Genomic DNA, 12,437 nt, shown 5'->3' on the forward strand with positions numbered 1-12,437 from the left:
TCTTTTAACATAAAAGTGGCGGTGAGTGAGAGATTCGAACTCTCGATACGTTGCCGTATACACACTTTCCAGGCGTGCTCCTTCAGCCACTCGGACAACTCACCGAATCAATTCTTGGTTAGCATCTCAGCTAACGAGGCGCTAATTTAATGATTATGTACCTGATGGTCAAGGCTAAACATAAAAAAAAGCGCCCTTTTCCTGTCGTTTGTTCATTAAGTAACTAAATTGAACAAAACAGTGGCATTTAGATACCTTGATAATAGCCAGGGACGCGGAACCAACGGCGGCATATGTCTAAGAAGTAACCAAACAAAACCCCCATGCCACAAGAGACAACCGCATTACTTGCTACTGCGGTTACTATTTGGTCGGATGAAGCACCAACCGCGAGTAAAATCCCTGCATACACTGGGGACTGAAAGAGTACATAAGACACAAGATCGGAGACATTCTTCATAAACGAAGAAGATGACACTTTATTGCCCTGACGCAAAACCCAATCGCGGAACAAACCATAAGGCCACGCGATAGCAATATTTACAGGAATTGACAACGTGCGCGATGCTAGAGATTGCTCAAACGTCATCCCTGAAATCAAGATCTCGACAATCATCCCTGTAATAAAACAAAAAACCACCATCGCAAAAGTATCCGCAGCGGCATTACGAATACAAAATGGTCCACGAGACTTCATTTGCCAACCCTCTGAAATTAAACGCTACAATTAACAAGCAAAAACACACAATAAACTACATTTAAACATTAACACCAGTTAATGCCGCTATTAAAACACACATTATTTAGTTTATGGTTCTATATTTAAATTCAAGTGGTAAATTAATAACTATTTTTTAAAATAAAAGTAGATTTTTTCACCATTTAAGCAGGAAGGGGTCAGAAGATGCTCAAAATAAGCACAACAATACGGATTTCACTTACAGAAACAGGGGTTAAATGGTATCTTCGATAGGAATTTAGGATAATACGTGAACAATAATCTAGTCACTTGAAATTTTATGCGGCCAAACTGTAAAAATTCAGAGTTTGAATGAACTCATCGTGTCACTCGCTCTCCTAAAAAGCGATACTTAGGGCTGGCATGGATAGAGCACAACGGCATGATGTTGGTAGCAAGAACTAATTCTAACTCTCTTTGGTTTGATATTGATATAACCGTTCGGCATGGCGATACAACGCATCATTTAACTCAGACTCTACGATAGGCTTAGCTATAATGTGATCGGCACCGATTTTCAGCATTTGCTCTTGTGTTTCTTTGAACACATCTGCCGTGCATCCAAAAATCAAAACAGACTTTGCCGATGAGTTCATCGTACGGATAGCTGATATCGCCTCAACACCATCAAGAACGGGCATGTGATTGTCCATCAATATCAAATCAAATCGCTGCTTTGTTACAGCGTCGACTGCAAGTTGACCATTTGCAACACAGGTACAATCAAAACCTTTGTCTCTGAGAAAGGTCTCTATAATGACCGCATTCGTTCGGTTATCTTCAACAATTAATGCTTTCAAACCATTGTAACCAAGTTTGTAAGGGCTAACTGGTTCGATTTTTACTGGCTCACATGGCGTTAGTATTACTTCGACGGTGAAGGCAGTTCCGACGTTTCTCTGGCTCTGTACAACGATACCTCCCCCCATGTGTTCAACAATTTCTTTAACGATCGCCAAACCAAGCCCAGTGCCGCCAAACTGTCTTGTAGTGGAAGACTCTGCTTGCTCAAAGGGACGGAAAATACGTTTTTGTGCTTCTTTTGAGATCCCAATGCCAGTATCCCTAACCATGAGGATCAGCTTAGTGTGTTTAATATTTGATTGCTCAGTCAACTCCACTTCAATTACACCTTGGTGCGTAAATTTGACGGCGTTATTTAGCAAATTAAACAGAACCTGACGTAAACGGGCTTTATCACTGTTGTACCAACGCTCCGCTGGCACATGCGAAACCACTCGGAATTTCAGCCCTTTTTCAGCACACAGCGTGTGATAAATACTCTGAATACTGCCAAGTATTGACTCTATTGGGAACGGCGTATTTTCAAACTCTATATGCCCTTGCTCGATTTTAGAATAATCCAAGATCTCATTGAGTAACGTCATCATGTGATCGCCAGAATCATATAGCGTACTCAAGTGCTTTCTTTGTTCATCCGTTAACTGAGTTTTTAACAATATCTGAGCCGTTCCCAATACACCATTCATAGGTGTGCGGATCTCGTGAGATAAGGTCGCTAAGAATGCTGTTTTTGCATTGGTAGATGCCTGAGCTTTCACTCGCTCTTGCTCAAGGTATATGGTTTTTTCATTAAACTTATGGATGAGTTGGCCGATTTCATCTTCGCTATGATAGTCGATGTCAATGATCCCTCCTGTTTTTGAATCATCCACCTTAGCGGCAATACACACGATTGGATCGACAATATAACGATTGAGTAAGTAATACCCCGCAAGAACACATAGCAGTAAGAAAGGAATGACACCTCTCTCCACGCTCATTACTTGCTCAAAGGCTTGATCCGCAACGTTAGTCTTTGCGTTGACAACTTCCAGGTGCCAGTTGAACTCGCCAAAATCGAGCTCATTCACATACATTTGTTTTGTCAGCTGAAAATTGTGCTCAATAATAACGTTAGAATTGGCGTCGCGAACCACGATCCCTAAAGAATGTTGATTAATGTGCTCTCGTATAAATTTAAAAAGTGCATCAAGTGATAAGTCCACCGTTGCAACTCCGGCAAACTTCCCGTTTTGGTAATATGGCGTTGAAGCAGTGATCATTTGAATTTGTGTAAATGTATCAATATATACCGCAGACCAACTCACCGTCCTTTTGGGCGCCTCGGCCGCGACACGATACCAAGGCTCGTTGTCATAGCCGCCAGATTCTGGATTATTATATGAATAGATTTGGTCAATGCTACCATCACTATTCTTATTGAAAAATAAACTACTATATTGCCATCGTTCAGCTATCAACTCGGGTTTAGGCCACAAACCACCACTGACTATCATCTCATCACTTAATTGAAGTATGTGGGCGACACCGGAGCGAGTAGACATCATTGTTTCGGCACTTTGCGCTAATCCTACGAGGCTACTTAACACACCCGTTGACTTAAGTAATGGCTCTTTAATTTCAGATGCCAACAGCTGAGTGCGTAATTCTAAGTTTTGTTCTAGCTTTTGTCTTACTGGCGGCTCTACTACTAAATACACCATAGATCCGATCGTAGCGATAAAAAAACACAGATAAAGTGTTAAGGCGAGGATGCTTTTCTTTCTAAGTGATGACCGAATTTCCATAGATGTCTGTGAATCATTCCATAATATCGATTTATCACTGATTGATTGGTAAAATAAGCGCAATCAACCGCCCATGAACAAATGGTATTCTATTTTGAAACTACAAGACATCCTTTCTCTTCCAGAACTTGACGGTAAATTACTAAACCTAGCGAAAACTCAAGGCTTTGTAACAGCGATGGCATCAGCGCCAAATGTATTGATGCCGCAAGAATGGCTACCATTCTTATGGGGTGGTGAGGAAAACGCACCATTTACAGATGGTGAACAACTTGAACAGTATATTGATGAGATTGTACAAATGTGGAATCAAACTCGCCCTGCTCTACTCGATGGTACGTGGCAGTGGCCAGAAGGCTGCGCGCTGGATGAGCAAGATATTGTGACATTATCGACTCGCGACTTCTGTGAAGGTGTGTTGCAGGGCTGGCAATTGACTCGAGATGACTGGGAGACGCTAATGCCTGAAGACAGCGAAGATAACGCTCTACTTGGCGGTGTCCTACTTTCTCTAACAATGCTTTACGATCCAGAAACAACGATTGAGACCTTGGCTGAACAAGGAATACAAGGCTTAGAACAGTTTGAAGAGATCTTCAACGCTATGCCTGTAATGTTAAGTGGTTTAACCCAGCGCGGTGTGACTCTAGCGGAAGTACAGTAACAGGAATCTTGCTTTAAGCAGCGAGAAAAAACATGACTAAAAGCTCTCCGCGGAGAGCTTTTTTATCGCTTATAGCTTGTTGAGTTCATGCCACGCGAAGTCTTCAATACGTTCATCGGCTATATAAAATAATTTGGTATGAGGAAAGACGGCTTCACTTAGCTCTGGGTTCAACTCAATACCATTGCCTGTATCGAAGGCAATTAGCGTTGCGTGATGACGCTGCTTAATAAAACCAAACACACGTTCAATGGTAGTGGCTGGTTGATCCTCGGGATAGATAACAGAGTATTGAGTCATCCCTCGAGTAGATGCCAATAGCTCTTGGTGAAGTGCACTTGACCCCGGGTCAACTGCAGCTTTAGCAAGCATTTCAGCACCAACAGCCGGAATACATTCAGCTTTAGGACAGTGCTGGCTTAATAGCCTGCCAAGCGCTTCATCTTTAAAATACGCCACCAAGTGAGCCGTCGGGTTTACCGATGCGCAATATAGAGCAGCGGATAAAGTGATATCATCCGAGAGGTTATCAACAATAATACAGTTCGCTTCAGCGATGTTGGCGTTACTCATCTCTTGTGAGTCGGTATAACTGGTTACCTTAATAAAACTAATTTCGCCTGGTAACGGATTTTCTATCTCTGAACGACTGCACAATACAACCGGTCGTTTTCCTGCTTCTTCATGCTGTAACATGCGGATAAGGTGTATCGTTCTCGACCCATTCCATCCCAACAATACAATATGATTTTCCACTTTTACTCTCCGTTTTCCTAAAATACCAGCTCGCCAATAATCCATTGCCGCTCCAGCAACTCTTCCCAATAATGCCGCGAACAGGCTTAAGCCACCGGGAATCACGAATAACACAACAACCCACTTACCAAAGTCTGTCACAGGTGAATAATCGCCATAGCCGACCGTGCTCGCCGTTACCATCAAGTAATAAATGAAGTTAGAAAAGTTATTCGTTAACGCTACTTCCCCAGCTAGGACCAATAGCCCCCATGAAAGACTCACATACAAAGCACTAAAGATGAGGAGGCTTCGGTTACTCAATTTAAACAGGTGCGAACTTAGCCACTTTTTAACTACTAGCCACACAGCCATAGATTTACAATTCCTATATTATATTGATTACGTTAATAGTAACTCATTGATAGTAAGACACAAAAAAACCAGCCATATTCGACTGGTTTTGAGGTTTGCTTTCACCTACGGCGAGGTTTACGCGTTTCCTTTCACCTGCATGTTTAGCTGTTCTGCGAAATCTAACATGCGATTCAATGGAATAAGAGATTTTACTCGCAGTTCTTCTTTTACGAAAATTTCATGCTCTTCACCGCCTTCACTAAGCGCTTTCTCTATCGCTTTCAAACCGTTCATTGCCATCCAAGGACAGTGTGCGCAGCTGCGACAAGTTGCGCCAGCACCTGCGGTTGGGGCTTCGACAAGCTCTTTTTCAGGCACAAGTTGCTGCATTTTAAAGAAAATGCCTTTGTCTGTCGCAACGATCATTTGTTTGTTCGGGAGCTCTTTCGCTGCTTTGATCAACTGACTCGTCGAACCGACGGCATCCGCTAATTCAACCACGCTAGCAGGTGACTCTGGATGAACTAAAATTGCAGCGTCTGGGTATACGCTCTTCATTTTGCGTAGCGCATCAGCAGAGAACTCATCATGAACCACACACTCACCTTGCCATAGCAGCATGTCAGCGCCAGTTTTGTTAGCGATGTACGAACCTAAGTGACGGTCTGGTCCCCAGATAATTGACTTACCTTCAACGTCTAGGTGTTCAACAATTTCTAATGCGATGCTGGAAGTCACGACCCAGTCCGCTCGGGCTTTAACTGCGGCAGAGGTATTTGCGTAAACCACGACAGTATGATCAGGGTGAGCATCACAGAACTCACTGAACTTATCTGCCGGACAACCAAGGTCAAGGGAGCATTCCGCTTCCAATGTCGGCATTAGGATACGTTTTTCTGGCGTAAGGATTTTCGCTGATTCCCCCATAAAACGAACACCACCGATGATCAGTGTGCTTGCTGGGTGGCGGTTACCAAACTTTGCCATTTCTAGCGAATCACCAACAAAACCGCCTGTTTCTTCAGCTAAAGCTTGAATTTCTGGATCTGTGTAGTAATGAGCGATAAGCACTGCGTCTTTCTCTTTTAGCAGCGTTTTAATTCGCTCAATGTAAGACGCTTTTTCGTCTTCGCTCAGTGGTACTGGTTTTGGTGGGAACGGGTAAACAGTGTCGATTTTATCTAATATATGGCTCATTGCTCTTACTCTACGCAACTTCCTCTAATCCGAGCATTGTAACCTTGTTGATTTTCAAAAACCAACCTGTAGCAGGGATTTCTAGCGGTCTAGCCGTATATCTTTGTTACATTTAGCATTTCTACGTAAGAGGGGGCAGCAAAAACGATTAAGGCGACGCCTGAACGCTGCTCTTTGAGGGTATTTCAGTATATATAAAGAAAAAGGAAGCTTTGGCTTCCTTTTTAAATGTTGTTGATTAAAGCTTAGAGCTAGCAAGTTTTGCAGATGCGCTACCGGGGTATTCATCAACCACTTGTTGGTAGTATTTTTTCGCTTGCGCTGCATTGTTGTTGCGCTCAGCAATATCACCTAACTTAACCAGAGAGTCAGCTCGCTTATTGGAGTCTTGATAAGAAACCACGGTCGCAAAGCTTTTTACCGCTTCTTCATCCTGCTTTTTAGCGTAATACAATTGGCCTAGCCAATAATATGAGTTCGCAGAGTAAGTCGAATCGGGATAATCTTGCTGGAATTGTTGGAATGCTGCGATAGCACCTGCGTAGTCACGCTTTTTGAGAATAAGATCGACAGCATTTTGATATGCTGTTTGCTCATCAACGTTAGGCGTGTACTGGCCACCGGTTTTCGCAGGTTTTGTCTCTTGTATGGGCGCTGATTTTATTTCACCACGCACACGGTCTAGCTCGACAAATAGCTCACGTTGCCGCTGCAACATTTGCTGCATTTCATAGCTATTCCTCTCCAGTTGACCTCTGAGTTCACTGATCTCTTGTGACATTTGGTCAATTTGCTGTTGCATTTGGAGTTGGACACGGTTGCGATTTTGTAGCAAACGCTCTAAACGCTCGACGTCCGTTTCGGAAGAGACTCGGCTCTTTGAGACTGAAGATGTGCTGTTGAGATCGGATACTGGAGCTGGTGCAGCGAACGCAAGATTCGCTGCACTTGCCAGTAACGTAAGCGCAACAGCGCGCTTAGTGTTACTGAACATGAGGATTACCTCGAATTAGTATACTAGAACCGCGCGACGGTTCTTAGCGTAAACTTCATCAGATTGACCCAGAAGAAGTGGCTTCTCTTCACCGTAGCTAACGATTGAGACTTGATCTGCTTGAACGCCTAGAGCTTGCAGGTAGTTAGAAACCGCTTGTGCACGACGCTCACCTAAAGCGATGTTGTATTCAGGTGTACCGCGTTCGTCTGCATGACCTTCGATAGTTACGTCAAGAGCCGGGTTCTTGCTTAGGTAAGAAGCGTGCGCTGCTAGCATCTCTTCGTAATCTGCTGCAATTGTTGAGTTATCAAACGCAAAGTAGATTGTTTGAGTTTCACGTAGCGCTTGCTCTTTTAGCTCTTGCTCAGTTAGCTGGCCGCTTTGATCGATTGGCGTAGCTACTGTCGTTTCAACAGCGCCATTATTGTTTGTTACCGCGCCAGTATTAGAAGCAGCATCATCGCTTGAACTACACGCTGTCACAGCCATTACAGGAAGTGCTATTAATAGCCCTTTTAGAACCTTGTTCAGTTGCATCTTATTTTCCTTTATTAATCAAACTTATTACTACAAAAACGGTGACCATGCAGGCGCTCGAACACGCCCATTTGTTGCCGGTAATCTAGCTTTAAATCGACCATCAATTGACACCATTGATAGTACGTTTTTCTTATTGTAAATCGAGCTATAAACGACCATGCCACCATTTGGGGCAATACTAGGAGACTCATCAAGCAAGGTCTTAGTTAAAACTTGAAGAGCACCTGTTTCCAAATCTTGTTTTGCCAAATTAAATCCTGAATTACTACGATTCACCATCACGAGGAATCGTCCATCTGAAGTAATCTGACCACCCAAATTCTGGCTACCTTGCCAAGTCAAACGGTTAGTAGAACCGCTGTCCAAATTTACTTGATAAATCTGTGGTTTACCACCCCTATCCGATGTCAAGATCAACGATTTTCCATCTGGATACCAGAACGGTTCGGTATTATTAGATCTGCCACGCGTAATTTGTGTTAGCTTACGAGTTTTTAGATCCAAAGTATAAACATGAAGTGAACCCGTCTTGGAGAGAACAAGCGCTAACTTATTGCCATCAGGCGAAAATTTTGGCGCACCGTTATGACGTGGGTATGACGTTACCTTTTCACGCTCACCTGTGTAGATGTTCATGATGAAGATTTCCGCTTGCCCATTTTGGAAGCTTACGTACGCCAGCTTTTGCCCATCCGGCGACCATGATGGCGACATCAAGGGTTGTTTAGACCGCAAAACTAAACGCTCGTTATAGCCATCATAATCAGCCACACGCAGCTGATACGGGAAGCGATCTTTATCATTCACCACCACATAAGCGATACGCGTCATGAAAGCACCACGGTCACCTGTCAATTCCTCATAGACAAGGTCAGAAATACGGTGAGCATACTCACGCATACGTGGCCCTTCAACGGTTGCTACTTTATTGAAAAGCACGTGATCTTTAGAGAGAACTAACTCCCCATCACTACCCAATGCTTTGCTCTTTCCGCCCGTTAACTGGCCACGAACAATATCAACAAGTTGGTAGTTAATCACATAATTACCTTGCTCGTTTTGCTTGATGGAGCCAGTGAGCAAAGCATCTGCGCCGAGAGTAGTCCAAGCATCAAAATTGACTTCTGATTCACTAAATGGCGTTTGTGGCATCTTGCTGGTTGGAACTGGGCTGAATTTACCACTGCGCTGCAAATCCGATGCAATCACAGCAGAAATATCCGTTGGAAGCGCTTGAGCCCCTTCCCACTTAAACGGAACAACAGCAATTGGTCGTGCTGAATCAATACCATCGGTAATGACCAGCTCTAATGCAGCATTCGCCACATTTGTCATACTGCTAAACAGTACAAGCATTCCTAGTAAAAGGCGTCTAATCACGTCTTATTCCTTTTAGTCCAAAGCAACAGTTAAGTTGATATCTTTTAGTCGTTTATTGACCGCAGCTTCTGAAGATTTAGGGAAAGTTCCTACCTGAGCTATCGCTCGCTTCGCCGCTGCACATACTCGAGTGTCACCACCTAACACGGTAACACCAGATACCATCATATCGGTTCCGGTCGGAATCAATTTGATATTTACTCTACACTCCTTTCCCAGCAAGTAGTCATCCTTAATCAACTTTTGCTGAATGTTTTGAGTATAGATAGATGACATACGAGCAAGTTCATCATCAATAAATTGGTTACGAGCTGCACTGTTTTTACTTACCTCATCTTCTAGGCCCGAAAAAATATCATCTAATGCAGCTTCTTGTACTTTCCGCTCTCGCTCAGCTCGCTCTGCCGCTTCTTTGGCTTTACGTTCTCGTTCAGCGGCTTCTTTCGCGGCGTTTTCTTTGGCAATACGCTCTTGCTCCGCCTTTTTTGCAGCTTCTCGTTCACGACGAGCTTTTTCTTCCGCTTCTTTTGCTGCTTTTTCACGCGCCAAACGTTGTTCTTCTGCTTGGGCAATCGCCGCTTCTTTGGCTAAACGCTCCTGCTCAGCTTTACGTACCGCTTCTTCTTTAGCTCTACGTTCTTTTTCAAGCTTGGCTGCGCGTTGTTTTTCTTTGCGGGCACGTTCTTCTTCCGCTCTGCGCGCTTGTTCTTTTTTCTTACGCTCAGCTTCTGCTTCACGAGCGGCTTGTGCATCTTTCGCTTGTTGTTCTTTTAGCTTACGAATTTGCTCCTCTTCAGCTTTGCGGTTTTTCTCTAGCTGCTCTGCTTCACGCCTTAGTTTATCAAGACGGTCTTGCTCTTTTTTGGCTGCCTTCTCGCGCTGCTGACGAATTTCTTTCGCTTGCTGTTGAACAAGTTTTGGATCAATCACCACTGCCTGAACCATCTGCCCTGTTGGCTCTGGTTTAGACATTGTGAAGTCTGCTCCCCAAAGTAAAGCTGCAACAAGAATCGCATGCAAACCAACCGATATCATTATCGGTTTGGTGTATTGGTTGGATTTCTTCTTGTTCTCTTTCATAGATATTCGATGTCTATTCCCTGATATCGGTCATCAGACCCACTTTGGGGATACCTGCACGGCTTAGCTCGTCAAGTAACAGTACGACGTCAGCGTATGGCGTCGCTGCATCACCACCAACCGCAACTGGAGAATCAGGTTTAATAGAGCGTTCAGCTTTTACTCTCACAATCACGTCTTGCAGTGATAGACCGCGCTGAACCTCTTCGTCATTCACACTTAACCCTAAGTTACCGTCACGGTCGATTTCGATAATGATAAAACTACTATCAGTTTCACCAGCCAGTTCTTGCATTGATTCCGCTGTTGATGTTTTTGGAAGATCGACATCCACACCTTGGGTTACAAAAGGTGCGGTCGCCATAAAAATGATCAACAGTACGAGCATTACATCGATATAAGGTACAACGTTGATCTCCGCTGTCATTTTCCGCTTTTTAGGTTGATAACCCGCCATGCTTTATTCCTTATCCGCGCTGTCTCGGCCAGCCATCGCTTGACGATGAAGGATGCTGTGGAATTCTTCTGAGAAGGTGGCGTAAGTATGCTCTAGTTTACTTACTTTGTTACTTAAACGGTTGTAAGCCATAACAGCAGGAATCGCAGCAAATAGACCCATCGCTGTTGCGATTAAAGCTTCTGCAATGCCCGGAGCAACCATAGATAACGTAGCTTGTTTAACCTCGCCTAGTGCGATAAACGCGTGCATAATCCCCCAAACAGTGCCGAATAGGCCGATGTAAGGGCTGATAGACCCGACTGTTGCAAGAAAAGGTAAACTGGTTTCTAACTCATCGACTTCACGTGATACAGCGACGCGCATCGCACGGCCCGTACCTTCCATGATGTATGCTGGCGAGTTTGCATTGCTCTTACGTAGACGAGCGAACTCGGTAAAGCCAGCATAAAAGATTTCTTCTGTGCCGAAGATATCGTCTTTACGCGCTTTCACTTTTTGATAAAGATGCGAAAGATCGGTACCTGACCAGAACTTATCTTCAAATGACTCTGCATTCTTTGTCGCCTGAGACAGTACTTTGCTGCGCTTCATGATCATCGCCCATGACGCGATTGACATGCCAAGCAATGTCAACATCACGAGTTTTACCAACAGACTGGCTTGAAGAAAGAGATCTAAAATGGAAATATCAGCAGTCACTATTTATTAGCTCCGAATTGATAAAGGTTGGAATAGCTATTGGTTTCATTTTCTTATTATTGATACATGCTACCTTAACAGAGGTCTTACACAATATCTTGCCTTGATCATTGACTAACTCTTGACAGAATTGCAGGGATGCACGTTTTATTTCTGACACTCGGGTTAAAACGGTCAACTGTTCGTCCAATCTCGCTCCTTGATTGAAATCGATATCCATGTGTCGGACAACAAAGCCTATATTTTGTTCCAATAGCACATGTTGAGAGATGCCTTTTGAACGCAGCATCTCAGTTCGTGCACGTTCAAAGAATTTTAGATAGTTTGAATGATATACAACACCGCCCGCATCCGTATCTTCATAGTACACGGTGATCGGCCAGCGGAAGAAATTTGATGTGCCTTGCAAAAGAGTCCCAATGTATTCAATTCTTTAAAGTGGTCACTATAACTTAAGCAGCAACAATTGGCACCGAGTGGGAAGCATATTTTCGATTTTTGTAGAAAAAATAAAAAAGCTAGGCAAGACGCCTAGCTTTTATTCAATGATTTAATAACCGCCTTTATAACCGTGTATTTCAGTCTAGATGAAATAAAGTGCCGTTAAATACATTAAGATAGCTAACGAGAAATAAGGACTGAACAACAACTGCCAGTACCATTTTCTTGGTTTAAAACCCACGCCATAGACCATACTTGAGCACACTGCCCAGATTAACGCTGGTGCAATCACCGCATTAAACCCACCAATCGCTTGATGGTAAGCCTCAGGCTCCCACATCACCAGTCCTACGTGCATAAAGCCAAGGATGAGAGATAAGACTCTGAGAAGAGTCTTATCCATTGGGGCGTGTAGTTCAGCTACCTTAGCAGCGAGATTACTCACTGTCTTTATCCATCATTTCTGAGTGCTCTAACCAAAGAGCGTTGATGATACCGAATGCACAAGCAAGTAGTACACCTAGAATCCATGCGAAATACCACATAGTAAATGCTCC

Annotated in this window: 13 protein-coding genes, 1 tRNA gene and 1 pseudogene; 1 reads left to right on the forward strand and 14 read right to left on the reverse strand. The window is 43.7% G+C overall.

Features of this window, described 5'->3' with window-relative positions; translation table 11 throughout:
- Positions 1–16: 16 nt before the first annotated feature.
- From AC3D28_RS05870 to AC3D28_RS05880, 3 genes and pseudogenes are all read right to left on the reverse strand, one after another.
- A tRNA-Ser gene (locus tag AC3D28_RS05870) sits at positions 17–104 on the reverse strand.
- 143 nt (positions 105–247) lie between these two features.
- Positions 248–697 (reverse strand): L-alanine exporter AlaE, encoded by a 450-nt coding sequence (locus AC3D28_RS05875; protein WP_098415304.1) that lies wholly within the window; start codon positions 695–697, stop codon positions 248–250.
- A gap of 455 nt (positions 698–1,152) precedes the next feature.
- Positions 1,153–3,330: pseudogene (locus AC3D28_RS05880) on the reverse strand (hybrid sensor histidine kinase/response regulator); the annotation flags it as partial.
- A gap of 73 nt (positions 3,331–3,403) precedes the next feature.
- Here AC3D28_RS05880 and AC3D28_RS05885 point away from each other — a divergent pair.
- Complete coding sequence (locus tag AC3D28_RS05885; RefSeq protein ID WP_098415303.1) at positions 3,404–3,994, forward strand: YecA/YgfB family protein; 591 nt, start codon at positions 3,404–3,406, stop codon at positions 3,992–3,994.
- Positions 3,995–4,063: 69 nt separating this feature from the next.
- Here AC3D28_RS05885 and AC3D28_RS05890 read toward each other — a convergent pair whose 3' ends face one another.
- The 11 genes from AC3D28_RS05890 to cydX all read right to left on the reverse strand — a co-directional run bounded on the left by AC3D28_RS05890 (position 4,064) and on the right by cydX (position 12,425).
- The gene (locus tag AC3D28_RS05890) at positions 4,064–5,104 is read right to left on the reverse strand and encodes a potassium channel family protein (protein WP_488535854.1); all 1,041 of its coding nucleotides are present in this window, start codon (positions 5,102–5,104) and stop codon (positions 4,064–4,066) included.
- 117 nt (positions 5,105–5,221) lie between these two features.
- Positions 5,222–6,283, reverse strand: coding sequence for a quinolinate synthase NadA (nadA, locus tag AC3D28_RS05895; protein ID WP_488535855.1), 1,062 nt, complete (start codon positions 6,281–6,283; stop codon positions 5,222–5,224).
- 238 nt (positions 6,284–6,521) lie between these two features.
- Complete coding sequence (gene ybgF / locus AC3D28_RS05900) at positions 6,522–7,277, reverse strand: tol-pal system protein YbgF (protein ID WP_098415300.1); 756 nt, start codon at positions 7,275–7,277, stop codon at positions 6,522–6,524.
- A gap of 15 nt (positions 7,278–7,292) precedes the next feature.
- Positions 7,293–7,817, reverse strand: coding sequence for a peptidoglycan-associated lipoprotein Pal (gene pal, locus AC3D28_RS05905; RefSeq protein ID WP_098415299.1), 525 nt, complete (start codon positions 7,815–7,817; stop codon positions 7,293–7,295).
- A 30-nt stretch (positions 7,818–7,847) separates the two neighbouring features.
- Positions 7,848–9,200, reverse strand: a complete 1,353-nt coding sequence (gene tolB / locus AC3D28_RS05910) for a Tol-Pal system beta propeller repeat protein TolB (RefSeq protein ID WP_488535856.1) — start codon at positions 9,198–9,200, stop codon at positions 7,848–7,850.
- A gap of 12 nt (positions 9,201–9,212) precedes the next feature.
- Positions 9,213–10,280: a cell envelope integrity protein TolA gene (tolA, locus tag AC3D28_RS05915; protein ID WP_488535857.1), complete on the reverse strand. Its 1,068-nt coding sequence runs from the start codon at positions 10,278–10,280 to the stop codon at positions 9,213–9,215.
- 13 nt (positions 10,281–10,293) lie between these two features.
- Positions 10,294–10,737 carry a protein TolR gene (tolR, locus tag AC3D28_RS05920; RefSeq protein WP_098415296.1) on the reverse strand — a complete coding sequence of 148 codons (444 nt, stop codon included), beginning with the start codon at positions 10,735–10,737 and terminating at the stop codon, positions 10,294–10,296.
- Between the two features lie 3 nt (positions 10,738–10,740).
- On the reverse strand, positions 10,741–11,439 hold the full coding sequence (tolQ, locus tag AC3D28_RS05925; protein WP_488535858.1) for a protein TolQ: 699 nt from the start codon (positions 11,437–11,439) through the stop codon (positions 10,741–10,743).
- Positions 11,429–11,848 (reverse strand): tol-pal system-associated acyl-CoA thioesterase, encoded by a 420-nt coding sequence (gene ybgC, locus AC3D28_RS05930; RefSeq protein WP_488535859.1) that lies wholly within the window; start codon positions 11,846–11,848, stop codon positions 11,429–11,431. The genes tolQ and ybgC overlap by 11 nt, the downstream gene beginning before the upstream one ends.
- A 174-nt stretch (positions 11,849–12,022) precedes the next feature.
- Positions 12,023–12,325: a cyd operon protein YbgE gene (gene ybgE / locus AC3D28_RS05935; RefSeq protein WP_488535860.1), complete on the reverse strand. Its 303-nt coding sequence runs from the start codon at positions 12,323–12,325 to the stop codon at positions 12,023–12,025.
- Positions 12,318–12,425, reverse strand: a complete 108-nt coding sequence (cydX, locus tag AC3D28_RS05940) for a cytochrome bd-I oxidase subunit CydX (RefSeq protein ID WP_000270284.1) — start codon at positions 12,423–12,425, stop codon at positions 12,318–12,320. The genes ybgE and cydX overlap by 8 nt, the downstream gene beginning before the upstream one ends.
- Positions 12,426–12,437: the final 12 nt, after the last annotated feature.

The sequence above is a fragment of the Vibrio sp. TAP-3B genome (assembly GCF_057784735.1).

Bases quoted from the DNA above. Each gene is read 5' to 3' on its own strand.
- tolR (WP_098415296.1), bottom strand. From the start codon at position 10,737: ATGGCGGGTTATCAACCTAAAAAGCGGAAAATGACAGCGGAGATCAAC.
- pal (WP_098415299.1), bottom strand. From the start codon at position 7,817: ATGCAACTGAACAAGGTTCTAAAAGGGCTATTAATAGCACTTCCTGTA.
- AC3D28_RS05890 (WP_488535854.1), bottom strand. From the start codon at position 5,104: ATGGCTGTGTGGCTAGTAGTTAAAAAGTGGCTAAGTTCGCACCTGTTT.
- cydX (WP_000270284.1), bottom strand. From the start codon at position 12,425: ATGTGGTATTTCGCATGGATTCTAGGTGTACTACTTGCTTGTGCATTC.
- ybgF (WP_098415300.1), bottom strand. From the start codon at position 7,277: ATGTTCAGTAACACTAAGCGCGCTGTTGCGCTTACGTTACTGGCAAGT.
- nadA (WP_488535855.1), bottom strand. From the start codon at position 6,283: ATGAGCCATATATTAGATAAAATCGACACTGTTTACCCGTTCCCACCA.
- tolA (WP_488535857.1), bottom strand. From the start codon at position 10,280: ATGAAAGAGAACAAGAAGAAATCCAACCAATACACCAAACCGATAATG.
- AC3D28_RS05885 (WP_098415303.1), top strand. From the start codon at position 3,404: ATGAACAAATGGTATTCTATTTTGAAACTACAAGACATCCTTTCTCTT.
- AC3D28_RS05875 (WP_098415304.1), bottom strand. From the start codon at position 697: ATGAAGTCTCGTGGACCATTTTGTATTCGTAATGCCGCTGCGGATACT.